Source organism: Microbulbifer maximicatervae (SeqCode) (assembly GCF_052467825.1).
In genome coordinates, this window is record NZ_CP174327.1 from 2191596 (window position 1) to 2218533 (window position 26938).

The 26938-nt window shown below is 51.3% G+C and carries 27 protein-coding genes; 16 read left to right on the forward strand and 11 right to left on the reverse strand.

Annotated features, from left to right (window positions below; all coding sequences use genetic code 11):
* Window positions 1-52: 52 nt before the first annotated feature.
* Entirely contained in the window at window positions 53-3088 is a 3036-nt protein-coding gene (gene ydiJ, locus ACJJII_RS09735) for a D-2-hydroxyglutarate dehydrogenase YdiJ (protein WP_444918990.1), read from the reverse strand.
* A gap of 242 nt (window positions 3089-3330) precedes the next feature.
* Here ydiJ and ACJJII_RS09740 point away from each other — a divergent pair, with 242 nt between their 5' ends.
* From ACJJII_RS09740 to ACJJII_RS09750, 3 genes are read left to right on the forward strand one after another with little or no spacing between them, the layout of a single operon-like run.
* Window positions 3331-4293 (forward strand): YbgA family protein, encoded by a 963-nt coding sequence (locus ACJJII_RS09740; RefSeq protein WP_444918991.1) that lies wholly within the window; start codon window positions 3331-3333, stop codon window positions 4291-4293.
* A gap of 8 nt (window positions 4294-4301) precedes the next feature.
* The gene (locus ACJJII_RS09745) at window positions 4302-5243 is read left to right on the forward strand and encodes a MerR family transcriptional regulator (protein ID WP_444918992.1); all 942 of its coding nucleotides are present in this window, start codon (window positions 4302-4304) and stop codon (window positions 5241-5243) included.
* On the forward strand, window positions 5240-6715 hold the full coding sequence (locus ACJJII_RS09750; protein ID WP_444918993.1) for a cryptochrome/photolyase family protein: 1476 nt from the start codon (window positions 5240-5242) through the stop codon (window positions 6713-6715). The genes ACJJII_RS09745 and ACJJII_RS09750 overlap by 4 nt, the downstream gene beginning before the upstream one ends.
* Before the next feature lie 21 nt (window positions 6716-6736).
* On the opposite strand, the gene ACJJII_RS09755 is transcribed toward ACJJII_RS09750, so the two are convergent.
* The gene (locus ACJJII_RS09755) at window positions 6737-6937 is read right to left on the reverse strand and encodes a CPXCG motif-containing cysteine-rich protein (protein ID WP_444918994.1); all 201 of its coding nucleotides are present in this window, start codon (window positions 6935-6937) and stop codon (window positions 6737-6739) included.
* Between the two features lie 139 nt (window positions 6938-7076).
* On the opposite strand from ACJJII_RS09755, the gene ACJJII_RS09760 reads away from it, so the two are divergent.
* From ACJJII_RS09760 to ACJJII_RS09770, 3 genes are all read left to right on the forward strand, one after another.
* A complete protein-coding gene (locus ACJJII_RS09760) occupies window positions 7077-7550 on the forward strand; it encodes a hypothetical protein (protein WP_444918995.1) in 474 nt (157 codons plus the stop codon).
* 190 nt (window positions 7551-7740) lie between these two features.
* Window positions 7741-8181 carry a YqaA family protein gene (locus tag ACJJII_RS09765; RefSeq protein WP_444918996.1) on the forward strand — a complete coding sequence of 147 codons (441 nt, stop codon included), beginning with the start codon at window positions 7741-7743 and terminating at the stop codon, window positions 8179-8181.
* A gap of 34 nt (window positions 8182-8215) precedes the next feature.
* Window positions 8216-8974: a hypothetical protein gene (locus ACJJII_RS09770; RefSeq protein WP_444918997.1), complete on the forward strand. Its 759-nt coding sequence runs from the start codon at window positions 8216-8218 to the stop codon at window positions 8972-8974.
* Window positions 8975-9484: 510 nt separating this feature from the next.
* Here the strand turns inward: ACJJII_RS09770 and ACJJII_RS09775 are convergent.
* Together ACJJII_RS09775 and ACJJII_RS09780 are read right to left on the reverse strand one after the other, a co-directional pair.
* On the reverse strand, window positions 9485-10117 hold the full coding sequence (locus tag ACJJII_RS09775; RefSeq protein ID WP_444918998.1) for a 2OG-Fe dioxygenase family protein: 633 nt from the start codon (window positions 10115-10117) through the stop codon (window positions 9485-9487).
* 191 nt (window positions 10118-10308) lie between these two features.
* Window positions 10309-10605 (reverse strand): hypothetical protein, encoded by a 297-nt coding sequence (locus tag ACJJII_RS09780; RefSeq protein WP_444918999.1) that lies wholly within the window; start codon window positions 10603-10605, stop codon window positions 10309-10311.
* Window positions 10606-11276: 671 nt separating this feature from the next.
* Here ACJJII_RS09780 and ACJJII_RS09785 point away from each other — a divergent pair.
* Window positions 11277-12476 (forward strand): pyridoxal phosphate-dependent aminotransferase, encoded by a 1200-nt coding sequence (locus ACJJII_RS09785; RefSeq protein ID WP_413664405.1) that lies wholly within the window; start codon window positions 11277-11279, stop codon window positions 12474-12476.
* Between the two features lie 139 nt (window positions 12477-12615).
* Window positions 12616-13092: an Lrp/AsnC family transcriptional regulator gene (locus ACJJII_RS09790; RefSeq protein ID WP_108731811.1), complete on the forward strand. Its 477-nt coding sequence runs from the start codon at window positions 12616-12618 to the stop codon at window positions 13090-13092.
* Window positions 13093-13145: 53 nt separating this feature from the next.
* On the opposite strand, the gene ACJJII_RS09795 is transcribed toward ACJJII_RS09790, so the two are convergent.
* Together ACJJII_RS09795 and ACJJII_RS09800 are read right to left on the reverse strand one after the other, a co-directional pair.
* Window positions 13146-14195 (reverse strand): HupE/UreJ family protein, encoded by a 1050-nt coding sequence (locus tag ACJJII_RS09795; protein ID WP_413665842.1) that lies wholly within the window; start codon window positions 14193-14195, stop codon window positions 13146-13148.
* Window positions 14195-15052, reverse strand: a complete 858-nt coding sequence (locus ACJJII_RS09800) for a peptidylprolyl isomerase (protein WP_444919000.1) — start codon at window positions 15050-15052, stop codon at window positions 14195-14197. The genes ACJJII_RS09795 and ACJJII_RS09800 overlap by 1 nt, the downstream gene beginning before the upstream one ends.
* Window positions 15053-15282: 230 nt before the next feature.
* On the opposite strand from ACJJII_RS09800, the gene ACJJII_RS09805 reads away from it, so the two are divergent.
* Window positions 15283-15687 (forward strand): DUF4345 family protein, encoded by a 405-nt coding sequence (locus tag ACJJII_RS09805; protein WP_282934243.1) that lies wholly within the window; start codon window positions 15283-15285, stop codon window positions 15685-15687.
* Window positions 15688-15755: 68 nt separating this feature from the next.
* On the opposite strand, the gene ACJJII_RS09810 is transcribed toward ACJJII_RS09805, so the two are convergent.
* The 5 genes from ACJJII_RS09810 to ACJJII_RS09830 form a co-directional block, all read right to left on the reverse strand.
* A complete protein-coding gene (locus ACJJII_RS09810; RefSeq protein ID WP_444919001.1) occupies window positions 15756-16586 on the reverse strand; it encodes a sterol desaturase family protein in 831 nt (276 codons plus the stop codon).
* Window positions 16587-16764: 178 nt separating this feature from the next.
* Window positions 16765-17832, reverse strand: a complete 1068-nt coding sequence (locus ACJJII_RS09815) for a helix-turn-helix transcriptional regulator (protein ID WP_108731816.1) — start codon at window positions 17830-17832, stop codon at window positions 16765-16767.
* Window positions 17833-17835: 3 nt separating this feature from the next.
* Window positions 17836-18402: a lytic transglycosylase domain-containing protein gene (locus ACJJII_RS09820; RefSeq protein WP_108731817.1), complete on the reverse strand. Its 567-nt coding sequence runs from the start codon at window positions 18400-18402 to the stop codon at window positions 17836-17838.
* A gap of 121 nt (window positions 18403-18523) precedes the next feature.
* Window positions 18524-20251: a proline--tRNA ligase gene (locus ACJJII_RS09825; RefSeq protein WP_444919002.1), complete on the reverse strand. Its 1728-nt coding sequence runs from the start codon at window positions 20249-20251 to the stop codon at window positions 18524-18526.
* A gap of 214 nt (window positions 20252-20465) precedes the next feature.
* A complete protein-coding gene (locus ACJJII_RS09830) occupies window positions 20466-20864 on the reverse strand; it encodes an HU family DNA-binding protein (RefSeq protein WP_282934239.1) in 399 nt (132 codons plus the stop codon).
* A 287-nt stretch (window positions 20865-21151) separates the two neighbouring features.
* Between ACJJII_RS09830 and ACJJII_RS09835 the strand changes: the two genes are divergently transcribed.
* The 7 genes from ACJJII_RS09835 to ybgC all read left to right on the forward strand — a co-directional run bounded on the left by ACJJII_RS09835 (window position 21152) and on the right by ybgC (window position 26936).
* A complete protein-coding gene (locus ACJJII_RS09835) occupies window positions 21152-21424 on the forward strand; it encodes an FmdB family zinc ribbon protein (RefSeq protein WP_444919003.1) in 273 nt (90 codons plus the stop codon).
* 77 nt (window positions 21425-21501) lie between these two features.
* Window positions 21502-23280, forward strand: coding sequence for an aspartate--tRNA ligase (aspS, locus tag ACJJII_RS09840; RefSeq protein WP_282934237.1), 1779 nt, complete (start codon window positions 21502-21504; stop codon window positions 23278-23280).
* A gap of 105 nt (window positions 23281-23385) precedes the next feature.
* Window positions 23386-24129: a YebC/PmpR family DNA-binding transcriptional regulator gene (locus ACJJII_RS09845; RefSeq protein WP_282934236.1), complete on the forward strand. Its 744-nt coding sequence runs from the start codon at window positions 23386-23388 to the stop codon at window positions 24127-24129.
* 150 nt (window positions 24130-24279) lie between these two features.
* The gene (gene ruvC, locus ACJJII_RS09850) at window positions 24280-24807 is read left to right on the forward strand and encodes a crossover junction endodeoxyribonuclease RuvC (RefSeq protein ID WP_444914738.1); all 528 of its coding nucleotides are present in this window, start codon (window positions 24280-24282) and stop codon (window positions 24805-24807) included.
* A gap of 57 nt (window positions 24808-24864) precedes the next feature.
* Window positions 24865-25476 (forward strand): Holliday junction branch migration protein RuvA, encoded by a 612-nt coding sequence (gene ruvA, locus ACJJII_RS09855; protein WP_282934234.1) that lies wholly within the window; start codon window positions 24865-24867, stop codon window positions 25474-25476.
* Between the two features lie 23 nt (window positions 25477-25499).
* Window positions 25500-26519: a Holliday junction branch migration DNA helicase RuvB gene (gene ruvB, locus ACJJII_RS09860; RefSeq protein ID WP_413664411.1), complete on the forward strand. Its 1020-nt coding sequence runs from the start codon at window positions 25500-25502 to the stop codon at window positions 26517-26519.
* Window positions 26520-26531: 12 nt separating this feature from the next.
* A complete protein-coding gene (gene ybgC / locus ACJJII_RS09865) occupies window positions 26532-26936 on the forward strand; it encodes a tol-pal system-associated acyl-CoA thioesterase (RefSeq protein WP_282934233.1) in 405 nt (134 codons plus the stop codon).
* The last annotated feature ends 2 nt before the right edge of the window (window positions 26937-26938 follow it).

The following is a 26938-nucleotide window of genomic DNA, read 5'->3' on the forward strand; positions in this document are numbered from 1 at the left end:
TGGGTGGACGGTAAGAGACCCGGAGATATGGGCCTCTTACGTCAGTAAATGCCTATTTATCCAGTTGTGCCAGTAGCCCCTGTAGCGGATGGCGCAAGGATACGCCTGCAAAGCGACTGGCCTGGCAACGACAGGAATAGCCGGTGGCCAACTGGTTTTCGCCACTGTTCAATCGGGGCGCCCAGGATTGCTGGAAAATGACTCGTGAGGTCTCTTTGTGATCTGCTTCGTGGCCATAGGTACCGGCCATACCGCAGCAGCCGAGGCTCTCGGTAGCGAGTTCCAGGCCCAGGGCAGTGAAAACATTTTGCCAGTCTTTCACCGAGGCGGTGGCATTGGTTTGTTCACTGCAATGGGGCAGAAGCTGGAAGTTGGCGGGCGCTATGCGGTGGCGCTGTTGTTCCAGGTGCTCCCGCTGCGAAGCCAGCCATTCCTGTAACAAGTGGACCTTGGGTGCCTCATCGCCCATCAGCTTTTTATACTCGGAGCGATAAGTCAGGGTCATTGAGGGGTCGATGCCCACAAGGGGAATACCGCTGGCGGCGAGGTCGTTAAGCATCTGGCTGTTTAATTCAGCGACCCTCTGGAACTGGCGCAGGAAACCGTGCACATGTAGGGGTTTGCCGTTGGCGCGGTAGGGCGCCAGCATGGGGACAAAATCGAGCTGCTTTAGCAAGCGCACGATGTCGGCAACCACTTGGGCATCAAAGTAACTGGTAAAAGCATCCTGCACTATCACCACTGCGCGACTGCGCTGTGCCGGGCCCAAGGACTCCAGGCAGGCGGCACTGGCGACAGGCACACCCAGCTCCGCCATAGTCGCTTTCAAGGTTTTTTCCGATAACAGTGGGCTGTCCACCATGCCGAACAGGCGCTCCATCAGGAAGGAAACTGGCTTGAGTTTTAGTGGCCAGTTGTATAACTGAGGTAGCTTGGCCAGGTGTGGCATCAGGAATTCCAGCCCACCGACGGCGTAATCTTTTAGCGGACGCAAATAGCGGCTGTAGTAGAGTTCAAGGAATTTGCTGCGAAACTCCGGCACATCCACTTTTATCGGGCACTGCCCCACACAGGATTTACAGGCCAGGCAGCCTTGCATTGCCTCGTTAACTTCGTGATTGAAATCGTACTCGCCACGGGTTTTTGCCAGGGAATTGATAATGCGCTTGGGGAGTCCGACAAAAAAGGAGCGTTCCCGCAGGCGCTGGGCACTGGAGACCGCATCAACATTTTTTTCGCTGAGCAATCGCAGCCATTCGCGCATTAAAGAGGCGCGCCCCTTGGGAGAGTGAATACGGTTGCGAGTGGCCTTGTAGGAAGGGCACATGGCATCGTCGGGGTTCCAGTTAAAGCAAGCACCATTGCCGTTGCAGTGCACACCTTCCTCATAGCCCTCCCAGACCTGGGCGGGAATTTGCCGGTCCCGCTCGCCTCGGGTGGATACCTCGTCAATTTTCAGCAGCTGGCTGTCATCACTGGGGGTAGCTATTTTCCCTGGATTGAGTTGGTTGCGAGGATCGAAGGCGGCTTTGATTTTTTGCAGCTCAGGGTAGAGCTCGCCAAAAAATTCCGGTGCGTATTCAGACCTGACACCTTTCCCATGCTCCCCCCACAAAAGGCCCTTATATTTCTGAGTGAGGGCGACCACCTGATCGGTGATCGGACGAATTTGTGCGGCTTGCCGGGGGTCTTTCATATCAATTGCCGGACGCACGTGCAGCACGCCCGCATCGACATGGCCAAACATACCGTAGTCGAGATTGGCCTCATCCAATACCGTTCGGAACTCAGCGATAAAATCCGCCAGGTTTTCCGGTGGTACTGCCGTGTCCTCGACAAAGGGAATTGGGCGTTTTTCTCCCTGGGCATTTCCCAGTAAGCCCACGGCCCGTTTGCGCATGGCCCAGATTCGATTGACCTCGGCGTGGCCACGGGCAATGGAATAACCGAAACTTTTACTTGCCTGGCCAATAGCTTCATCAATATGAGCAGTAAATTGGGCTAGTGCCTGCTCCAATTCCTCTTCGCTATCGGCGGCGTACTCGACTAAATTAATGCCCTTGACCGGGCGATCGTCCGCTGGGAAAAATTCACTGACGCTGTGCCAGACGATATCTTCCATCGCCAGCTGCAACACTTTGCTGTCCACTGTCTCGATAGACATGGGACCGGCCAGCATCAGGTCTTTGGCGTCGCGTAGCGCCTCTTGAAAATGGTCGTACTTTAAATTGACTAGGGCGACACATTTGGGAATTGGCAACAGGTTGAGTTTTGCCTCGGCGATAAAACCCAGGGTTCCCTCTGAGCCACAGAGAACACTATTGAGGTTAAAGCCTTTATCGTCGCGAATATGAGCCAGGTCGTAGCCGGTGAGGCAGCGGTTGAGCTTGGGAAACTTTGCTGTGATTAACTCTGCTTTTGTACGCGCGATAGAATCACAGACTTGGTGAACCTGTGCAGAGCGTTTATCCCCGACACTGACTTGTGCCAGCTCCTCATCGTCGATCGGGGCCGAGTGCCAAATCTCACCGCCCAATAATACGGTGTGTAACTCCAGCACGTGATCGCGGGTTTTGCCGTAGACACATGAACCCTGGCCTGAGGCATCGGTATTGATCATGCCGCCAATGGTGGCCCGGTTACTGGTGGAAAGCTCCGGAGCAAAAAAGAGGCCGTGGGGTTTGAGTGCTGCATTCAGTTGATCTTTGACCACTCCGGCCTGTACCCGGACCCAGCGCTTCTCAACATTGATTTCGAGGATCTGGTTCATATGGCGGGAGATATCCACAACCAGTCCATCGGTCAGGGACTGGCCGTTTGTACCGGTACCACCGCCACGGGGGGATAGCACTACCGAGTGAAACTCCTCCCTGTCAGCCAGCTCGGCGAGCAGCTGCAGGTCGCGACTGTCGCGGGGATAAACAACGGCCTGGGGGAGGACCTGGTATATCGAATTATCGGTAGCCAGGACCGTGCGGCTGGCATAACTGGGGGTGGTATCGCCACGGAAACCTGCGTCCTTCAGTTCCTGCAAGAACTGCAAATAGAGCGCCTGAACCTCGTCGACTTCGCGCAATGCTGGAATCATGAGCTAATCCGTACTTTCCGGGAGGTATGGGCCGCATCGCAGACCGGGGACTGGCGATAATAGTGCGCACAGCGCTAAATCTCGGAATGAACGCGGCTTTGCATTGTAGCTTTGGTTTGTATTTGCGCAAGCCGGGGCCCTCGCGCTAGCCCCCTTTAAAAACTTATACAAAGAGATCTCTTGTATAAGTTTTACTGGCGGGCTATAACAAGGATAGGTCATCACTTGCGCACCTCGTGACTATGAATATCCAATTCTTGCCAGATAAGATCCCCGTCGGTATTAGCCGCTGTGCTGTGGGCGACCCTGTGCGGTTTAACGGTAGCCACAAGCACAGTAAAGTCTGCACCCAGCTCCTGGGAAATTGCTTTGATCTGCAGGCGTACTGCCCAGAAGTAGCAATAGGTCTCGGAGTGCCGCGCCCGCCTATTCATTTGATTGTCAGTGATCGCCTGCGCGCCGTCGGGCGCGATGACACCAATATTGATGTGACGGAAGACCTTGAAGCCTACGCCGATGAGATAGGGCCTGAAGTGGAGCAGTTGCGCGGTTTTATCCTGATGCAAAAATCTCCCAGCTGTGGCGTGCGTACTACACCCCACTACAAGGAAGATGGTCGCGGTGTACTGGCGCACTCAGCCGGATTGTTTGCCGCGCGCTTGCGTGAGAACTTTCCTCACCTGCCCATGGAGGAAGTGGGGCGCCTGAATGCCAGTGACATTCGTGAGAACTTCTTAACCCGCGTGTTTGCTTATGATGCCTGGCATCGCTACGTTTCGCCCGACCCACGGCCGGCCAAGGTGATTGAATTTTATACTGCCTATAAATACCTGTTGCTGGCTCATAGCCAGCCAATGACCCGAGCCCTGGGCCAATTTGTCTCTAATTCACGTGCGGTAACCCCCGAAAAGTTTGCCTATGAAATCAGGGGGCGGATGATGGAGATTCTCTCCCAGCACGCATCGCGTAAAGATCGCACCAATGCCTTAATGCATAGCCAGGGGCATTTAAAAGGCTACCTGAGCAGGGAAGAACGAGCAGAGTTGGCTCAGCTTATCGAGGAGTACCGGCAGGGGCATAAACCGATTTCGGCGGTGCTCACTATGCTCCGTCATTACTTGCCGAGAAGCCCACACCACTTTATCCACAGTCAGGTCTTACTCGCTGCCGAGCCGGCAGAGTTGGGTTTGTGTGAATTTCGATAATGATTGTTATGGCCGAATCAGAAGTTGCAGAAAAAAATTACTTTCCAATCCGCGAAATAGCCCGAAGGACCGGAGTACAGGCGGTGACCCTGAGGGCTTGGGAGCGTCGCTACGGTTTATTAAAACCCATGCGCACCAGCAAAGGACATCGTTTATATAGTGAAGAGGAAGTCCTGCAAATCGAAAGGGTTCTGCAGTGCCTCGCCCGGGGTGTTTCTATCGGCCAGGTGCGTGATCTATTAGCGCGAGAGCAGAGCAAAAGTGGGGAGTCAACGGAGGCTGGCGATGAGAAGAGCAGTTGGCAGGCGATGCAGGATGAGGCTGCCTGCCTTATTCGGGAATACGCCGAACCTCAGTTGCGTCGCTGTATCGATCAATGGCTTGCTTCATTCCCCGCAGCTTTGCTATTGGAGTATTGGCTAAAACCTCTCCATGTGCGACTCGAGCGATCTCGCTTACCTGAAAGCCAGAGAGCGCAGTTATTTTTTTGGCCCCTGTTACAAGAGCAGTTATTACTGGCTAATGGCATTGCCAGAAAAAACCTGTACAAAGAAAAGTCCGTGGCGAAACCCCGCCTTCTCCTATTGGAAGTTACCGGTCAGGACCAACAGGCATTTATACAGATGTTTATCGCTGCACTTATTGCAGCAGGGATAGAGGTCGTCACCCTGGCGTATCCGGCTTGGCTATCTGGGCTTGGAACCACAGTAAGAGAGTTTGGTGCTCAGGGAGTGGTTTGTTACAGCCACAAAGCACTCCCAAGAAATATCCTTGGGCGAGAGTTACCCGATGCCGCTCGTAGTATGGAGGCTCCCCTGTGGCTGGCGGGTGATTTTATTGACATGCAAGGCTTGGCATTGGCGGAGCTAAATCAACTTTCTTTAACAAAGATACTTGCCGGAAATGCGGAAAGTGTGGTCGTGCAACTGCGGGAGTCTTTAAAAGTATGAGCCGCCCAGTGACTTTTCAGCGCGGCCTGGTGTGGCTGCGCAGCGACTTGCGCCTTAATGATAATTCAGCGCTTTACCAGGCCAGTCTGCAGTGTCAGCAGTTAGCGGCTATCTTTATCGCCTGTCCAGATACCTGGCAGAGCCAGGATGAAGGTGATTCCTTGGTGGCCTTTCGCATTGCTTGCTTGCGGGAGTTAAAGGCTGAATTAGAAGGGCGCAATATCCCGCTGTACTTCGTTGAAGTTCCTTTTTTTGTACAGGTTCCAGGGGTTTTGCAGCAAATAGCTGAGCGCCTGAATATCAATGCGCTCTATGCGAATGCTGAATATCCTCTCAATGAGCTGCGCCGTGATAATGCAGTAAAAGATTTACTGACAAAAGACGGTGTTCAAGTTCAATACTACAGTGATCGTACTCTACTTCCACCGGGGGCAGTAAGGACTGGCGGAGGCGAACCTTACAAAGTTTTTACCCCCTTCAAGCGAGCACTGATCCAATTGTGTGCCGATAGTGAAATAAAAGTCTTACCCAAGCCCCGGAAAATTCCTTCCCCAGAAAATGGGGCACATTGGCCAAAGTGGATTTCCTTATCTGACGGGCAGAAACTTAACCAAAAAATTCCAACGCAACTGTCGACATATTCGATAAATAGGATTGGCGATGCGGGCCATATTAAAGGTTGGCAGGCAGGGGAAAAGGCAGCACAAAAACAGCTAAAAAAATTCAGTGGAAAGATTTCTGCTTATCAGGAAGAAAGAGATTTTCCTGCACTTGATAGCACCTCCTGCTTGTCTCCTTACCTAAATAGTGGTGCTGTTTCAATTCGCCAATGTATAGCCATGGCACTGAGTATGAACGAGGGGCTTTGGCTGGGTGGTGATGATGGGGCGGCCTGTTGGATTAGCGAATTAATCTGGCGGGAGTTTTATACCCATTTGCTGGTGGACTTTCCCCGTCTGAGTAAGGGGAAACCATTCAAGCAGGAGACAGACCAAATCCCCTGGTCCTACAACAAGGGTCAGTTTGAGCGTTGGACTTTGGGTGAGACTGGGGTTCCGATAGTCGATGCTGCGATGCGGCAGTTGAATAAGACTGCCTGGATGCATAATCGGTTGCGTATGATAGTAGCTTCATTTCTCAGCAAAAACATGCTGATAGATTGGCGCTGGGGTGAGCGTTATTTTATGCAACACCTGATCGATGCTGACTTTGCCTCCAACAACGGGGGCTGGCAGTGGACTGCCTCCACTGGCACTGACGCCGCACCCTACTTCCGTGTATTTAACCCTTATAGCCAGTCGCAACGTTTTGATCCCAATGGAGATTTTATCCGCAAATATGTACCGGAGTTGAAAGGTCTGAGTGATAAAGCCATACACGACCCTCCGCCCACTCAGGGTTATCCACAAGTGATTTGCGACGTGGGGGCTGGACGGAAGCGGGCCATTGAGGTTTTTGCCAACTTGAAGTGAATTTGGGAGCGGCAATGCGACTCAGAGCGCTTCATCCTCAGTATGAGCCGCAACAGATAACTCGCCATTTAAATCGAGTTCCACGGAGAAAATGATAGGTCTACAGCAAACTTGGCAGTCCTCAGTATACTGTTGAGGCAAAACGGATGAATCAACCAGTATTTTTATGATTTCACCACAATAAGGGCAGTAAATGCTTCTCTCCACTATTACCTCTGGCATAGGATAACTCCGTCTGGCGATTGTCAGATTTCCTTCTTTAGTCCATGCGAATTAATAGCATAACTATACTTCAACCTTTAGTCAGTCCCCTCTAATTGCAGAGTTACTCAGAAACTCCTCAAAATAGGAAGCGGTAACCATGAAAACTGCTAAGATGCTGTTGGTTGTCGTATTTATTGTCTTTTCATCTGAAATGTATGCAAACTCTCGCAGTGAAGTTTCTGACCTTATAAAAAATTTTTACCGCACATTTAATAGCTCATCTCCGCCAAGTAGCTTGAAGAAATACTTTGCTCAATCCCCGTTATTTTTTATCGGTGAACAGCCGGGGTTATCTAATCATCCAGATTTAATTCCCGTAATGATCACTCAGCTGCGTAAAACTATGGATCTTGGGGTATATCCATTTTCCGGCTTGTACATAGAGAAGATTTATGTTTCAGAGGATGGCTCCGCAACATCACTTGTCGTTTTTCAGCGATCCAAATCAAAAGAAAGACATAGGAAAGCTGCCTGCAATATCTTGTCGCTAGCAAAACTGGAAGGTGGCTGGAGAATTATGGGGTGGACATTGATTCCTTCTTCAAGTGAGAGGATCTGTACTTGGGGCTAAGTTAGTCTTGGTAAGGTTATGAATTCTAAAACGCGTTAACAAGGGTGAATAAAAAAGTAGAGGCTTGTGGCTAGTATCGCCCTCATTGATGAAGGGGTTTATTGGGAAGTCCGCCTTTTTCGATTATAGTGGCGCAATTATAAATATAGATAGAAGGAATGCCGAGTTTAGCTGGGCGTGAGTCGTCATTATGGGGTACTTTCTTGAGTTTGGATTTTTGGGGCTTTTCGTATCAGCATTCCTGGCAGCGACCATTCTGCCGCTAAGCTCAGAAATTGTAATGACTGGTCTATTGCTCCAGGGGCTCCCCCCTTGGGCCCTGATAATAGTCGCCACTACTGGGAATGTAGCGGGCTCTCTTCTCAATTATGCATTAGGCTATTGGGCCAGTTTGGGCGTGATCAAGAAATGGTTGAGAATGTCTGAAGAGGAGTTTGTAAAGGCTGAACAGCGATTTAAAAAATATGGGGTATTCTCCCTGTTTTTTTCCTGGGTGCCTATTATTGGTGACCCCCTTACTGTAATGGCTGGTATTCTAAGAATTCGCTTGGTTTGGTTTTTGTTATTGGTTGCCACGGGTAAATGTCTACGCTATCTGGTGGTTTACTATATGGTCCTGCAAGCATCTTGATGTGGATATTAAGTTAATAAGAGATTTTGTTTGAGTGTTTTCACAAAAATTTGAAATACGAAGAAAAGACGTATTTAAAATGAAGTCAGGCTCTCCTTCAGAGCGGCAGCCAATCGATAGTAGCTATATACTTGATTTGGCAGAAGTGGAACCGGGTATCTACTTGGTTGAGTATCCTAATGCATTTGGTACCTGGTTAACCTCGTTTCAAGGAAACTCCCATTTCCTGTCGAAAGTGGATTTTCTAAATCAGTTTAGTTTCTCCTTTTCTATTCAAGTGGGGAATGATGGGGAACTGTCTTTAATCCATAAAGAAGAGGCTGCGAAGTTTTGCTCAGTAATTGAGTATGGGCTTGTTGCACAAGGGGTTGATAAGAATGAATTAGATTTATTGCCTCTAATAGAATACAATATTTGTAATGAGGTTAAACTAATTCTTGGTGATTACAAACAGTTTTTAGATATGGAGGAGGGGTTTTACGATATCGAGAATGGGGCCATTAAATGTAGCTCCCTATATATTGGCCAGTATGATGAAGGTACCTATATTGTAACTCTCTCAGGGGTACGAATGGCCCAGAGTATTTCAAGTTCAGACTTAAAGAGAGCTTTTGTTGATTTTGAAAGTGGGGCTTTCCAATCTGTTGATGACTATAAAAATGTAAATCTAAAAGTCAAAAGGGTTTTTGTTAATGCTCTAGGTGAATTGATAGGGTATGCTAACCATCTGAGAGCTAACTCCAGATTGTATGATAAAAATCAACTTCTTGTAATTGAGAAGTGTGAGCCTTAATGAGTTTATGCAGTTATGGCTCTAGACAGTGAAGGTGGTGGTATCTAAGGTTAATCTTGACAGTTATTTTTTAGAAAATGACATTGTTTAAGAATTTCCTTTCTCTGTTGTAATGAAAATAGGTTTAAATCAACATGGGCTGAGTGGTTGTGTCCTGTTATGGAAATGGAGTTAGGTGGTTTGCCGTGTGTTTTAATTGAAAGTTTATCTGACATTGGAATGATTATATTGCCATAGAGTGATCTATAGATGATGTGACTATTCGTGAACTCAAGGCTATACTCGTCTACCTTTCCTTTTCCTGAGTTAAATATTAATAGCCAGAGTGTGGTCAGCACTGGGATTAAGCATAATCCTACTAGATATATTTCTAGGACTTCCGTTTCTTGGGGGGCTTTAAATATATAAGCTAGTGTTAGGTATAGAGATAAAGGTAGACTGATTTGGATGGCCAGTCTTTTGGATCTAAAAATAATTCCCTGTGATCTAGATTGGGTAAACTTCATATTTTTATATATTGATTGTATTGCTGTGTAATGTAATTACCACAACATCTCTAACAGCCTCCCCTGGAAAAAGAGGGGTGATGGGGCTTACGTAGTGTTTGAGTGACCTGTCGTTCAAAACTAAAGCTTTTCCTGGGGTTAGTGTGCCATGAAATATAATTTCATTTTCATCCAAGCTGCTGATGAATGACTCGCCTCCATTGACATTATTCCTATTAATACAATTAATCGCTACATAGTCAAACCCATCTTGGTGAAAACCTTCAGGGGTGGGATAAGCGTTGAATTCATCTGTAGCACGAACTCTTATCTGGTGGCATCCGACCTGATACTCGTTTGCCGGTATATATTGGCTGGATACTAGGTGCCTTACAATGCTCTGCGAAAATATTTTAGCACTTGGTTCCAGTGCGGGGTAGTGACGCTCTATATCCCCGAGGTATTTGTTAATCGTTTTACTTTGCATGAAAATGGTACTAGAGTTCCATTCGATTGAGTTGCCACGATATAATCCTGAGCAATATGTTCGATAACGATATGAATATTGGGATTTTAAATATTCATCTGGAGGGAGTCGAGCAAAGCTGTCCTCAAGATCCTCAGGGATATGTCTACGAATTTGGGTAAACTGAAACATCTGACTTGCCTCATAATACGAATAAGATGAGGTTTACATTAGAATTTTAATGTGAATGACTGTTCTTCAAAATTTTTAAACGCCGTTTTTTGTTTGTAAGATATTAAATTAATTTGGGAAGGGAGGCTAATGACTAGGCCTCCCTCCTGATTTAATAGACTGAATACTTATTGTAAGGAGGGTGAGGTAATTTAAAGGCTAACGAGATCTTGTAGCTTTTGCTGGATTTCTTTTAAATGTTCCGGGTGTGCAGTAGAGATTTTGGCCTCTTGTAAAGCGAGTCTATAGGCTGTTGAAAGTGCTTTCTCCCGAGATGTCTCGATATCTGGTTTTACACCAGTCCCCTCCCAGTTAGTTTTGGTGATCGGATTGACTGCCTTGGCGATAGGGATTGCTATTTTATCTAATGAAGAGTGAATCGCTTCCAGGTTTTCTTGCAAGACATAGTTGGAGGCAATCTTTTTTTCGATAGATTTAATAAGCTTCAACTTCCTTTACTGAGAAATTTCAGTGCCGATTGCCGTAAGTGAACAGGAGAGCAAAAGTTAGGTTAGTAATTGTTTCATCTTATCCATGATTTATATTTACTTATTGGTTTTCAGGTGTTAACGATAACACGCAATCAAGCCGTAATAGATAGTCTCCGAAGCCCAAAGCTGGTTAACATTAAGTATATCCAGAGGCGCTAAGGGGCCAGCTTTGCACCTATACCGGGATTGGAGCTTGCCCTCCATCTTTGAAGATTAAAGTTAATCTAAATACAGCGAAAACTTGAGGGAGATTGCTGCGAGCCAGGTGAAAGGGGGTATGGGGCGCGGACGGGATGTCAAAAAAGAATATCGTAATGAAGCTTTGTCCATAGCCCTGGGATTTTCCTGGCTCCGGTTAATAGTATTCAATTGCAGTGGGATGGGGTGATACCTTGCTTAAGTTTTACTCATTACTCGCTCTCTCTGGGGCGCCAGGATCGACCTGAGTAACTGAGACTAAAAATCTATTTCTAGTCGCGATCCGCGCGAACACACTGGCCCCCGCATTATCTGCGGGAATACCTGAGAAAAGCTCCCTCTAATGCGAAATTGACGGTCATATAGCGGCACCGATTACCCAGATGGTTGTTACCTTAGCCCCTATAAATGGCTGCTAAATAGTGAAAAACGTGACAAATTTTACCCCCAGGTTCAGCTTGCAAAGTGAGGCTTTGAATGGTGAGGACGCCAATGTTTGGGCTGTGAGTGACCGGGCTCACGATCTCGCCAATAAAGGGGAGGATGTCATCTTTCTCTGTGTAGGTGATCCCAACTTTGACACCCCCGAGCCGATCCTCGACTTTGCCCGCGCTCGCCTGGGAGTGGGGCGCACCCACTATTCCCCTGCGGCCGGGGAGCCAATGTTGCGCAGGGCTATCGCGGATATCGAGAGCAAGGTCTCTCCCCACCCCTGTAATCCGGATGATGTTGTTGTTTTCCCCGGTGGAACCAACGCTATCTACGCAGTACTTGCCTGCCTGCTAAACCCCGGTGAGGAGATAGTAATTCCCGAGCCGATGTATATCGGCTATGTCCCCATTTGTGATGCCTTGCGCCTCTCCGTAAAGCGAGTGACTTGCCCGGCGGAGACCAATTTCGCTTTTGATGTTGATGCTATCAAGGCCTCCATCAGTGAGCAGACCAAGGTCGTTATGATCAATACGCCGGTAAACCCGACTGGCGCGATGGCTACCCCTGAACAATTGCGCGAGTTGGCGGCATACTGCCGCGAGCGCAATATTTGGCTGGTGTGTGATGAAGTTTATTCAATGATCACCTTTGCCCGCCGCCACACCTCTCTGCGTACGGCAGCGGAGTCGCTGGATAATATTGTTGTGGTTGATGGCTTGTCCAAATCCCACGCCATGAGTGGCTGGCGCCTGGGGTGGGCAGTGGCTCGTGGTCCCCTGGTAGATCGTTTGATTGCTTTTGCAGGGGCGACAATTTTTGGATGCCCTCAGTTCATCCAGGAGGCTGCAGCCTTTGCCCTGGAGTTTGATAGCTACTTCGTCAAGCAGATGCGGGATGCCTATCAGCAGCGTCGAGACCTGATTGTTGAGAGGATTGGCCAGATACCAGGCTTGAGTTGCTACAGCCCTGAGGCTGGGATGTTTGTAATGGTGGATGTCTCCAAGGTATCCAGCTCCGGGCAAACCTTCGCTGAAGCTCTTTTGGATGCTGAGCGGGTCTCGGTACTGCCTGGCGCGCCCTTTGGTAGCAGTTCAGTGAATCATGTTCGCCTCACCCTGGCGGCTGATGAGGCCGAGTTGTCGCGGGCCTTGGATCGCATTGAACAGTTCGTCACCAGTGGTAACCGCCAGGCCGGTTAGGCCTTTGCCGGGAGGCTGGTTGTCGCCAAATTCGCCTTTGAAGTGATGACAAGTTTCCCATGCCGGTGGCTGTAATGTTTATGCCACCGGCGAATACCGCTATCCTTGCCCCCTTTCAGATTCAAAAGAAAATAGCTCCGTGAAAATTGACCGGCATAATTTGCGTATTTTGCAGGCCCTGCAATCAAACGCACGTACAAGTAACCTGAATTTGAGTGAAAAAATTGGATTATCGGAAAGTGCCTGCCTGGCCCGGGTTAAACGCCTGACCAGTGAGCGCTATATCCGCGAGTTCTTTGCCGAGATAAACCTGGATAAAGTTCGGCATGCAGAGTTTTATGTAAACGTTGCGCTTAAGCGGCAGGATGCCCGTACCAGTGAGAACTTTCGCCGCATTATTAGCGATATTCCACAGATTGTTTCCTGTGTGAAGATGTCTGGTGAGTTCGACTATATGCTGCATTTCGTCTGCCCGGACGCGGCAGATTTTAATCGAGTCTCAGAGCAGTTGTTGGCCAATGAAGAGGCGGCGATTTCCCGTATGACTTCTCATTTGGTGATTGAGAAAACCAAGCCTTTTACCGGCTACCCACTGGAACTCTTGTTTCAGGACTGAGCCTTAAATTAACCGGTGCCCGTGATTTGCAGGGCGCCGGTTAATGTTCTCTGTTATGGGAAAACAATAAGCAGGATGCGCTCAATCACCCAGTAGCAGGCAATGCCCCCCAGCGTATACGCGACCACCGTAGCGACTGGTATTCCGATACCTCCACCCTCCCCGAAAGAGTATTGTTCGCGGTTCCGAATGGCATACCCTGGCCAGAGTTTAAGGAGCTTTTGATACAAGTTGATTGCTGTAAGAACAGCAGTGATAAATACTAATTGCCCCACTTCCACACCGAGATTAAAAGTCAGTAATGCCTGGGGAATAGCCCCCTGGGGAAGCCCAATTTCCCCCAGTACACCGGCAAAACCCAAACCGTGTAAAAGTCCAAAAGCAAAGGCAACTGCCCATGGGTAGCGACTGGTCAAACTGAAAACACCATGCCTCTGGCGTACAGCCTCTCTGGCTGCCAGTAAAATACTGAGGGCGATAATCGCCTCCACTGGCGCTGATGGCAGATGGATATAGCCCAGTACGGCAGCTGCCAAGGTAATACTGTGGGCGATAGTGAAAGCAGTGATAGTGCCGATCAGCTGGCGAAGGCTTTGTTTGAGTAAGATCAGGGCCAAAACGAACAGCAAGTGATCGACACCGAGAAGAATATGTTCAACGCCCAGCACAAAGTAAGTTTGAGCGATTTGGAACTCGCTGGTGGGTTGGTCAAGGGTCCATTCTGGCTGGTCCGGTGTCAGTCGGATAACTTGCTCGCGCCCATCTAGCCAGGAGAGCCACACTAGCGCATCGGTCATTGTGCTCTGTAGGCCATCGATATGAATAGATAGCTGTTGTAGCTCCCTGGGGTGATGGATGGTCCAGTGCTCTGTGTAGTAGCCCTTACTTATTTGCGCTCTGGGTTGGCTTAGGGGGGAGGCAGCTTGGTCCAAATGGACATTCAGAGCTAGGCGAAGATCGCCTTGTGCGGGCAATCGCCAAAGTACTTTAAATAATTGTGCATCAACTTGAGTTATGCCCAGGTAAGCCGGGCGCAGTTCGTGGGCAGATAGTATTGGGGTAAAGCTGAGGAGCAGAATGAACAGGAGTGGCCGGATGTGCATCACTTGACGGCAACCTCGGCTGAGAAGTTATCCGGCTTGTGGACAGTGACCTCGTAGTTTTTACGGTATTGGAGATACTGCTCCTGCAGAATCTTCTTTTGCGCCTGGGATTGCCAATCATTTAGTACGCGGCTGCGTATTTCAGCCAATGCCGGTAGCTGGGTGGACTTGATTTCCTCAAGGAGGACCAGGTGATCGCCGAAGGTCGAGCGGACTGGACCACTCCACTTGCCTATAGGCAACTTGGACAATTGAGCGGAAAATCCCAGCCCAAATTGCCTGTCTATTCGTGGCTCTGAAGTGTCGATAAAAGCAGCTGGCAGTAGGGTTGAGTCTCCAATCATTGGCGAAGCCTGACCGCTGTTTAGCTGCATGAGTAAGTCGTTAAAATCACGTGAATCTGATGAGGCCAGATCCACTGAGAAAAATCGTTGTTGGAAAGATAGGGTGGGGGGAAGCTGGTATTTATCGGCCTGGCCTTGAAGGAATTTCTCCAATACTCGATCGCCTGGGTCTTGAGTGTCAGCGAAATTACGCGCCGTAAGTTCCATTTTCATTCGCAGGCGGCGGCGGATTACTGTGTCGTTCTCGGCTAATCCCAAGGCAAGCGCTTCCCTGTAAAGTATTTCCTCTCTTAGGTAATTCTCAATAAGTTGCTCCAGCTCGCTATCAGTGGGGTGCCTGTGCCACTTGCGCTCAAAAACCGAACGTAGATGTTCGACGCGCCCCTCGCTGATAACAATCTCTTGTGCAGGCGGCTCCAGGATTTCTCCCAATCCCAATAGGATTAGGGCGATCGCAATAAAATACAGCAGGGGCTCTTTCGCCAATGACTTGAGGAAGGTAGTGGTATTCAAAAGCGCGGCCCTTATTTTGGATTGGGTCGGAGTTGCGCTGTGGATTCTAATTATGGAAAGACATTCTCAGTTTGCCAGTAAGAAAATATTGATAAATCCATCGCTTTGTACCAAATTGGTGAATTGTTCCGGCGTATGGCGGGGTGTGGCTCATATATACTGTGACAGTACTCCAAAGCGGTGTTCCCCTTGTATAGGGGTGAGTAACAGAAATTAGAGGGGAGAATCGATTGAAATATTTGGGAAGAGTCTATTTGACACTCAATCTATTGGTTTTTGCTTCTATTGGCCTCTGGGCCCTGTTTAAACCGCAGAGCCTTGCGAATGAAGTGGATTTTTCATTTGATACCCCCGAAGCCATGCCCGAGTTTATGGCCACTTATGGCGGGTTTATGTTGGCCATCGCGGTGATTCTACTGGTGGCCTTGGCTATGCGCCCGCACCGCAGGGTTGCTTACGCTGCGATGTCTATCGCCTATATCGGCTTCGCTCTTGGGCGCCTCTACGGAATGTTATTTATCAGTGGTTTTGACCAGCGCAATTTAGTGCTTTTTGCTATCGAAGTCGTCTTTGTTATCTGGGGACTTTACTGTTACCGAGAATCCCGCTGGTTGCCTTTACAGCATGGCCATTAACACGGTTGTTACGGCTAGTAGAAAGGAGCCGGGGGAACCCCGGCACCCATTTAAGTAATTTGAGTGGGTTAAGCGTGAGCTTTTGCGCCTTCCGCTGCGCCATTGTCTATTTCCATCTCTTTTTCTCCCCCGTGTAATTGCCCATCCACCGCTTGCCGGAAGACCTGCTTGTAGTCCTTAAATTCTGTGCCCATCCAGCGATCCCACCAAGTGAAGTAAAAGCCGTAGTTGCCCTGGAAGCGCTGGTGGTGCAAGTCGTGGTGAGTCGTGGTGGTGAGCCTGTCCATAGGGCCGTCGACCCAGCTGCGCGGGTGGAACTCGCGGCCAGTGTGCAGCATGGCGTTGCGGAAGATGCTGATAAATAAAAAGGTGAACCAAATAGTTGGATTAAGCGGCAGTATCAGCGCAATTAGGGGAGAGAAAGCGCCCATCAGGACCGCTTCACCTACGGAAAAACTGTATGCCGTCCAGGGCGTGGGTGTTCTGGACTGATGGTGTAGGCGGTGGAAGTGTTTAAACACCTTGGGATGGTGCATACCTCGGTGGGTCCAGTAAAAATAAGCGTCGTGGATCAAAATCACCACTGGCAGGCTGGCAATACTCCACCAGAGTGGATAATCGCTCCACTGCCAGTAAAATTTGGTCAGTCCCAGATCGTGCATCATGGTGGTAATAACCCCTACCAGGGTAAAGATACACACCGTTAATAGTGAATAACTCACCTCCCGCCGAATATCTTTCCACTCGGCACGACGCTTTTGGATACGGCGCCGGTTCATCCAGGAGCGAAATAGCCAGCCGGCCAAAATACTCATTACTGAAGCGGCCAGCACATAGCGAAATAAACTCAACTGGAAATGTTTGGCTCCGTCCTGGGATATGTCGACTAAAAAATCCATATTCTCACCATCATTATTCTTCTATTGAAGGGAGACTCACCGGTGTTAAATCGGGTCTCGGTGAGCCGGGCACGCAGCGGGAAAATCGCTTTCACCGCGCTCCCAGTCTGGGAGCCTTTTACTTTGCGGGCTTACGGAATATGAAAAAATGCTGACGGATTCTTTCAGGAGAGGAGATTCAGGCGGGCAGCTTTTCCCGGCGGTACTCAGTGGGGGTTTGGCTGTGACGGCGCTTGAAAGCAGCGTTAAATGGGCTCAAGGAGCGATAGCCGATGTCCAGAGCAATGGTGAGTACTGGCAAATGGGCCTGTTCCGGATCTGCCAACCGGTTGCTGGCTTCATCAATACGAAACTGATTTAGGTATTCGTTAAAATTGCGATAACCCAGGTGGCGATTAATCAGCACACGCAGCACATGTTCGCGAATATCCAACTGCTCCGCGAGCTCCCTGATGGTGAGTCCGGTGTGGCGATAACCACCGTTGTGCATATGTTCCTGTAATTTTTGCAGCTGGGTTTGCTGTTGTTCATCCAGTTCAGGTGGCGGAGCTAAAGGCTGTTCTTCCTCCTCTGGCTCGCTGCTCTTCGGGCGCGGCAGGGATTCTCCCAGAGCGCTGGGGGAAAGGGCCAGCAACCATAGGCAGGCAACCAGTGACAACAGGCTGGCAAATAGTGCGTGCAGTGTCGGCACACCGTTGGGAAGCGGGCGGTAAGCAAAGATAGATTCTGCGCCAATTACCACCAGCATATAGGCGCCGACGGCGATAAGTAGGGTTGTGCGCAGGCGTCGGCGCTCTGCGACCAAGTCCAGGTGAAACTGCCGTTGTAGTGTCAGTAGGCCGAGGCTGATTAAGCCGAGTTTGAGTAGCTGCGAAAGGGTAAATAGTGGGGATTGCTGATCTGACGTCAATGGCAACGGTGCGTGGTAGGCCACTATGCCGATGACCAGGGTAATACCAATCGGAATCCAGCCCCACAGGGGAAAAGGCTCTTCCTCGCGGCATAACAGGTGAGTAAACAGCCAAAAAATTGCGGGAATCAGAGTAATTGGCAGGTTAAGCAAGAGCGCAGTAGGTCCACTCAATTGTGGCAGGATGGGCCAGAGTAAATAGCAGATCACGGCTATCAGCAGGGCCAGTAAGCAGCGCCCGGCAACAAGCCGGTAGTGATGTATAGCAACCTTGGTTGCCGCCAATAAAAGAAGAGCGCATGCGCCGCCGGAGAAAAATAAGTAGCCGGCGGTCATCGTTTATCTCCAGCGCTCGGCCCAGGCATCCAGGACCTTGCTGCTATAAGTATGGCGGCCGTAGCTACCATTGTAATAGGCGAGGGCGTTGGCTAGATTGCCTTTGGCTTTTTTGATGTAGTGTTTAAGAATGGTACATCCGTACCTTAGATTGGTGTCCATATCGATCAGGTTATCGTCGGGTCGACCGATTTCATTTTTCCAGAATGGCATTACCTGCATCATACCCAGAGCGCCAACGCGGGATATCGCATAGGGGTCAAAAGCACTCTCAATCTGGATAACCGCCAATACAATTTCCGGGCGCAGCCCGGCCCGAGTTGCCTCCCGGTGGACTGCTTTCAGTACGTGCATCCGCCGCTTGGGATCTTTGATATAGCGGGACAGAGGCTGGGATTTAGACATTAGCCACACTTCCGCATCGAAGCGGTCCACAAAGCTGTCGGCCTGGGTAACTGCGTCCTGCAGGGCGAGGCGCAACTCCGGGTCGATCTCGGCTCTACTGCTTTGAGCCTGGGCGGCACAGCAGGTAAGGCAGAGCAACAAGAGGGCGGTGGCTTTTTTTATCATGGGGTGATTCTACGAAAAGCCCGGCAAAATGGGCAGCGTGATTTTGTGACGCCGCCGATAAAAAGCACTTTTGCCGTAAGAGGTCCCGGCCTGCTTGGGGGCAGACCGGGCGGCTCGACAATTATTGATTAAATTTTTCCAATAACACTTCTTCGAGCTGGGATACGGCAAACTCCTGGCTTTCCGCATCTCCGCGACCTTTATATTCCACCACACCTTTTTCCAGGCCGCGATCGCCGATAACAATGCGATGGGGAATACCGATCAGCTCCACATCGGCGAGCATAGCACCCAGTCGCGCTTTGGCTTCGTCCATCAGCAATACATCAATACCCTTGCTGCGCAGGGACTCATACAGGTGCTCGCACTTTTCCCTTACCACATCGCTCTTGTGCATATTGATTGGCACAATCGCCAGCTGGAAAGGTGCAATCGCAGTGGGCCAGATAATCCCTGAGTCGTCGTGGTTCTGCTCAATGGCCGCAGCGACGATTCGGGAAACGCCGATGCCATAGCAGCCCATGGACATAACCTGCTCTTTACCGTTTTCATCCAGTACTGTGGCATTCATGGCGCGGCTGTACTTGTCGCCTAACTGGAAAATGTGGCCGACCTCGATCCCCCGTTTGATTTCCAGGGTGCCCTGGCCATCGGGGCTGGCGTCGCCTGCCACTACATTGCGCAGGTCTTCGACGCGGCCCAACTCAACATCGCGACCCCAGTTCACACCGGTTAAGTGGTAGTCATCGCGATTGGCGCCGCAGATAAAGTCTGCCAGGTGCGCTGCAGAGCGATCCACAACAGTCTCGATCTTTATGCCCACCGGGCCTAGGGAGCCAATGTTGCAACTGAGTTCTTCGGCGATGCGCTCTTCCGAGGCGAACTGAATAGGGCTGGCGATTCCAGCCAGCTTCTCTGCTTTTAATTCGTTCAGCTCGTGATCGCCGCGCAGTACCAGGGCAATTAATGGAGCGGTTTCACCCTCTTCACACTCGCCCAGAACAATCAGGGTTTTTACTGAGTGAGCGGGATCACTTTTCAAAAACTCGCTGACATCGGCGATGGTTTTTTGGTTCGGCGTATGGACTTCCAGCATTTCCTGGGATGGGGCAGGGCGCTCGCCAGCTGGGGCAACCGCTTCTGCCAATTCGACATTGGCGGCGTAGCGGGATTCTGTGGAGAAGGCGATATCGTCTTCGCCGCTCTGCGCCAGCACGTGGAATTCGTGAGAGCTGGAGCCACCGATTGAACCGGTGTCTGCCAGTACCGGACGGTAGTCCAGGCCAATGCGCTCAAAAATCTGGCAGTAGGCGCCGTGCATAATATCGTAGGTTTCCTGCAGGGAACCCTCGTTCACGTGGAAGGAGTAAGCATCCTTCATGGTGAATTCGCGCGCGCGCATTACGCCAAAGCGCGGACGGATTTCATCGCGGAATTTAGTCTGCACCTGGTAGAAGTTGGCGGGCAACTGCTTATAGCTATTGATTTCGCCGCGGATCAGGTCGGTGATGACTTCCTCGTGGGTCGGGCCCAGGCAGAAGTCATTGTTGTGGCGATCCTTGATACGCAGGAGTTCGGGGCCGTACTGCTGCCAGCGGCCGGATTCTTCCCAAAGCTCTGCCGGCTGCACGACCGGCATCAGTACTTCCAGGGAGCCAGCGCGGTCCATCTCTTCGCGAACAATGCGCTCGACTTTGCGCAACACTCGCAACCCGGTGGGCAGCCAGGTGTAGAGACCTGAAGACAGACGGCGGATCATGCCGGCACGCAGCATCAGCTGATGGCTGATCACCACTGCGTCGTTGGGAGTTTCTTTTTGGGTTGCGATGAGATAACGAGATGCGCGCATAGGAATTATATGGATTCTATTACGGGTAAGCTGGCTATTTTACGCTATTCGCTGGGCAATAAATATTGCCTGGGGGCAGTATTGCCTCAATGCGGATTGCCTTTTGCTATACCGGGGTATCTATTTAGCAGGTGCCTGGGCACTGGCTTGGAGTGGGAGTGAATAAAAAACCCCGCATAAGCGGGGTTTTTAAGCTGAGGCTTTACAGAGTGTATTAGTTCTCTGCCATTTCCTTCAGCTTCTTCAGTGGGCGAACTTTAACCTGGATGCTGGCAGGTTTCGCCTTGAAAGTAGTCTCTTCACCGGTGAACGGGTTGATACCCTTGCGAGCTTTCTTAGCCGGCTTTTTCACGGTGGTGATTTTCATCAGGCCCGGCAGGGTGAATTCGCCAACTGCGCGCTTCTTGATGTGGCCTTCGATGATATCGTTCAGCTCGTCCAGAACAGATTGAACCTGCTTGCGGGACAGCTCAGTGCTTTCTGCAATCTGATTAAGTACCTGGGTTTTAGTGTACTTTTCCTTGATTGCTTTTACTTTCTTGGCCGGTGCAGCTTTGGCCGCAGCTTTCTTTGCCGGGGCCTTTTTAGTAGCAGCTTTCTTGGAGACAGCCATGGCTTACTTCCTTCTTTGTTGTTCGGTATATATCCGGTAAAAGTGTGTTTTTTCTCCCGCTGCGCTGCATCCGTTACGGGTGTCTCAGCGGGTGATGGGGGAAGTATATATAGTTTTTGTTCGGCCGCACGAAGAAATACTAGAAAAATAGTGCTTTTTTTACATTTTTTAGCCTCACGTCGCCTTTATGGGACGCTTTACCCAGGGAAAAGACCCATGCAGCTTCTTACCTCTGTAGGCCTCATGTATACTCTCTCCCCCTTTTTTTAAGCACCAGGTACTGTGTAATGCCGATATATGAATACCAGTGCAATGCCTGCGGCCATGAAATGGAAGCTTTGCAGCGGATGAGCGATGACCCGCTCAAAGACTGCCCAGCTTGCGAGAAGGCCGAGCTGCGCAAGAAAATCTCAGCGGCTGGATTTCGCCTGAAGGGCGCCGGTTGGTATGAGACTGATTTTAAAACTGGTAGCAAGAAAAACCTCGCTGGCGGTGACTCTGCCAACAGTGGTAAGGCCAAAAGCGACATGTCTGGCACAGCGGCGGCAAAGACGGCCTAGGCGAGCTGTGCGGGGCTGTCCGTGCGGTGTACCCTCTAACTAATCTTTTCACCTATCGATAACGGGAATTTTCATCCATGCGCAGCGATTACTGTGGCGTCCTTCGTTCTGCGGACATTGACCGCGTAGTAACCCTCTGTGGCTGGGTCGACCGCCGCCGCGATCACGGCGGAGTGATTTTTATCGACCTGCGCGACCGCGAGGGAATTGTACAGGTGGTGTTCGACCCCGATGCGGCCGAACACTTCGAGATGGCCGATCGCGTGCGCAGCGAATATGTGCTTAAAGTGACAGGTCGTGTCCGCGCCCGTGCCCCAGAGGCCGTGAATCCCAATATGGTGACCGGTGAAGTTGAGGTTTACGGCACAGAGCTGGAGATCCTCAATACCGCTGAGACAGTGCCTTTCCAGCTGGATGAGCACACCGAGGTGGGTGAAGATATCCGCTTGAAATACCGCTATCTGGATCTGCGCCGCAACGAAATGCAGAACAACCTGTATTTCCGTTCCAAGCTGACTACCGCAATCCGCAATTACCTGGATGAGCACGGCTTCCTCGATATCGAGACCCCAATCCTGACCCGCGCCACCCCAGAAGGTGCCCGGGATTACCTGGTGCCGAGCCGCACCCACGAGGGCAAGTTCTTCGCCCTGCCACAGTCACCACAGCTGTTTAAGCAGTTGCTGATGGTTTCTGGTTTCGATCGCTACTACCAAATCGCCAAGTGTTTCCGCGATGAGGATTTGCGCGCTGATCGCCAGCCTGAATTTACCCAGATTGATATTGAGACCTCCTTCCTCGACGAAGAGGAAATCATGTCGATCACCGAGAATATGGTTCGCAAGCTGTTTAAAGAGCTTAAGGGTGTTGATCTGGGTGAATTCCCGCGCATGACCCACTACCAGGCGATGCTGCGCTACGGTTCCGACAAGCCGGACCTGCGTATTCCGCTGGAGATGGTGGAGATCAAGGACCTGATGACCGAGGTGGACTTCAAGGTGTTCTCTGGGCCGGCCAATGATCCGAAGGGACGTGTTGCTGCGATTAAAGTACCTGGCGGTTGTAAGAAACTGACCCGCAAGCAGCTGGACGATTACGGCAAATTTGTCGGTATTTATGGCGCCAAGGGCCTGGCGTACATCAAGGTTAACGATCGCTCTGACCTGGAAAATGGTCTGCAGTCGCCAATCGTTAAATTCCTGCCGCTTGAAACCCGTGCAGCTATTCTCGATCGCCTGCAAGCGGAAGACGGTGACGTTCTTTTCTTCGGTTCGGACAAGGCCAAGATTGTCTCCGAAGCTCTGGGTGCATTGCGCTGCAAGCTGGGTGAAGACCTGGATCTGTACACCAGCGAGTGGGCGCCTTTGTGGGTTGTCGCCTTCCCGATGTTTGAAGAAAATGACGACGGCAGCCTGACTGCGTTGCACCACCCCTTCACTGCGCCTTCCTGTACCCCGGAAGAGTTGGAAAAGAATCCGCTCGAAGCACTTTCCCGCGCTTACGATATGGTACTTAACGGCACCGAGCTGGGTGGTGGTTCTGTTCGTATCCACGACCAGTTGATGCAGGAAGCGGTATTCCGCATCCTGGGTATCGATGCTGAAGAGCAGCGCGAGAAGTTCGGCTTCCTGCTGGATGCCCTTAAATACGGTGCGCCGCCCCACGGTGGCCTGGCCTTTGGCCTGGATCGCTTAGTGATGTTGATGACCGGCAGTGACTCTATTCGCGATGTTATCGCTTTCCCGAAAACCCAGAGCGCCGCCTGTGTGATGACAGATGCCCCGGGTGCTGTAGATGCGAAACAACTGCGTGAGCTGAGTATTCGCCTGCGACAAAAAGAAGAAAAAATCAGCTGATTTTTCCCCGATGGGCCGAGCGAAGCGGGCCCATCCAATCGTAGTGATGGGCGATTCGCTTCGCTCTTTGGCTCATCCTACGCACTGACTGAAGAGAGACGGAAAATGGCCGGACATAGTAAATGGGCCAATATTAAGCACCGCAAAGCAGCTCAGGATGCCAAGCGGGGCAAGGTCTTTACCAAGATCATTCGCGAGTTGACGGTAGCCGCCAAATCGGGTCCAAACCCGGACGATAACCCGGCGCTGCGCGCCACTATCGATAAGGCTTTGGGCGCCAATATGAAGCGCGATACCATCGACAAAGCTATCGCCCGTGGTGCTGGCAATGCGGATGGTGAAAACTACGAAGCCGTAGTTTACGAGGGCTACGGCGTTGGTGGTGTAGCGGTCTTGGTGGAGTGCCTGACTGACAACCGCAACCGCACCGTGGCTGAAGTGCGTCACGCCTTCACCAAGCGCGGTGGCAACCTGGGCACCGACGGCTCCGTAAGCTACCTGTTTACCCGCAAAGGTCAGATGTTCTATGAGACCGGAGTGGATGAAGATGCGTTGATGGACGCAGCTCTCGAAGCCGGGGCTGAGGATATCGAATCCAACGATGACGGCAGTGTTGAAGTTACCACTGAATTCCAGGACTACCTGACGGTTAAGGACGCCCTGGTTGCAGCCGGTTTTACCCCGGACAGTGCCGAAATTGCCATGATTCCGTCCACCACGATTCCGCTGGATAAAGACGGTGCTGAAAAAGTACTCGCTCTGATCGAGATGCTGGAAGACTTGGATGATGTGCAAAACGTTTACACCAATGCGGATATTCCGGCAGAGGTGATGGAGGAGCTGGGCTAAAGCCGGTTCCGTAACTGGAGGCGGCTACTGTCCCGCCTCTGGTTTTTTATCTTTTCAAGCCCTTCTTACTCCCCCTCCCTTGACGCTTCCTGTTCACCTTGGGACACTCCCACCACTATATAAACATACAGATATTTGGGGAGCTGCCTTTTGACCCGAATCCTGGGTATTGACCCCGGCTCGCGAAAAACGGGCTATGGAATTATCGATGTGGAGCGGGGCAAGGCTCGCTATGTGGCCAGCGGGGTGATTCGTATTCCCGAAGGTCCCCTGCCTGAGCGCCTCAAACTGATATTTGATGCAGTGAGCCAGATCGCGCAGCAATACCAGCCTGCTCAGATGGCAATTGAAAATGTTTTTATGTCCAAGAGCGCCGGCTCCGCCCTGAAATTGGGGCAGGCCCGGGGGGCAGCTATTGTGGCAGGGACAAATAGCGGTCTGGCAGTAGCCGAATATGAAGCTCGCAAAGTGAAGCAGGCAGTGGTCGGTAACGGTGGAGCGGATAAATTGCAGGTCCAGCATATGGTGAAAACCCTGCTGTCCCTACCTGCATCACCGCAGGAGGATGCCGCCGATGCACTTGCCGTAGCTCTGTGTCATATGCATACCGAACAAACCCTGGTATTTACCGCTGGCGGTGCGCGCAGTCGTTTTCGTCGCGGCCGCCTGAGCGTGTGATCGGCTGGTAGAATTGGCCCCATAAAGGGCGCAGACAATATAAACCTGGAATAACACATGATTGGAAGATTGAGCGGTACCCTGGCCGCAGTGCAGCCGCCCCTGTTGTTGGTGGATGTACAAGGGGTGGGCTATGAAGTGCTCGCACCCATGACCACGATTTTTGAGCTGCCCGCATTGGGGCAGCCGGTACAGTTGCACACCCATTTGGCAGTGTCCGAAACGGCCCAGCAGTTGTATGGCTTTATTCGCGATGGGGACCGCAAATTGTTTCGCACCCTGATCAAGGTGAGTGGAGTGGGTCCCAAGATGGCCCTGGCTATTTTATCCGGGCTGGACGGCGCTGCCCTGGCCCGCTGTGTGTCGGAGGATAATGTAGCGGCGCTGGTCAAAGTCCCCGGCGTCGGTAAAAAGACTGCTGAGCGCCTGATCGTGGAGCTGCGGGATAAATTGACCCCGGATTTTGGCGACGCCAACGATATCCCCCTGATGGCCGCTGCTGCCGAGCCCAAGGTGGATCACACCGGTGAAGCGGAGAGCGCCCTGGCGGCTCTGGGTTACAAGCCCACTGAAGCCAGTAAAATGGTGGCCCGCGCCAGCAAGGAGCAGCCGGATGCCGATAGTGCGACTTTGATTCGCCTGGCCCTTAAGGGAATGGCCCCCGCTTAATCTGAGGCCCTGGAGTTGTTGCAATGATCGAAGCCGACCGTTTGGTGGCACCGGAGCCCGTGGGCCCCTCGGGCCAGGAAGAGCAGTACGACCGCGCCGTGCGCCCCAAAACCCTGGATGATTATGTGGGTCAGCCAGTGGTGCGGGAGCAAATGGAGATCTTTATTCAGGCTGCCAAGCTGCGCAAAGAGGCCCTGGATCACACCCTGGTATTCGGCCCGCCGGGGCTGGGTAAAACCACCCTGGCAAATATCATCGCCGCCGAAATGGGAGTGGCCATTAAGACCACCTCGGGCCCGGTACTGGAGAAGGCTGGCGATCTGGCTGCGTTGATGACTAACCTGGAGCCGGGGGATGTGCTTTTTATCGATGAGATTCACCGCCTCAGCCCCCATGTAGAAGAGGTACTGTATCCGGCGATGGAAGATTACCAGCTGGATATTATGATCGGCGAAGGACCTGCGGCGCGTTCGATTAAGCTCGACCTGCCACCCTTCACATTGGTGGGCGCCACCACAAGGGCAGGCCTGCTTACCTCGCCACTGCGGGATCGCTTCGGCATCGTCCAGCGGCTTGAGTTCTATAACGTTGAGGATCTCACCAGTATTGTCCGTCGCTCCGCTGGCCTGATGGGAGTGGAGATGGATGAAGGTGGTGCTCTCGAAGTTGCTCGTCGCGCTCGGGGTACCCCCCGAATAGCCAACCGCCTGCTGCGCCGCGTGCGTGATTACGCCGAAGTTAAAGGTGATGGTGCCGTGGATTCCGGCATTGCCGATGCCGCTCTTAATATGCTCAATGTGGATTCCCGTGGTTTCGACCAGCTGGATCGCCGTATGCTATTGGCCATGATCGAGAAGTTCGATGGTGGACCGGTGGGGGTGGACAGTCTCGCTGCAGCAGTCAGTGAAGAGCGGGATACCCTGGAAGATGTGTTAGAGCCCTACTTGATTCAGCAGGGTTATATCGCCCGTACACCGCGAGGGCGAGTGGCGACCGGCCTGGCCTACGAGCACTTCGGCCTGCCGAAGCCCGATAATAAGTAGAGAGAGGATGGGGTGAAGGAAGTTTTCAGTATTCCGCTGCGGGTTTATATCGAGGATACCGACGCAGGTGGTATCGTTTATTACGTCAATTATTTGAAGTATATGGAGCGCGCGCGCACAGAACTGCTGCGCTCCCTCGGGTATGATAAGCCGGCGATGCCAGAACAGGGTCTGTTACTGGTGGTGCACTCCGCCGAGATCCAGTATCGAAAGTCCGCACTTCTTGATGATGCATTGCGCGCTACGGCCTCGATTGGCAAACTGGGGCGGGCCGCAGTGACTTTTGAGCAAAAAATCTGGCGCGGCGATGAGCTAATTTGCGAAGGTGTGGTCAAAGTTGCTTGTGTCGCTGACGACAGCCGCAGGCCCTGTGCCCTGCCGGAACCTATTTATTCAGCATTAAAGGCAGTTATTTAAGA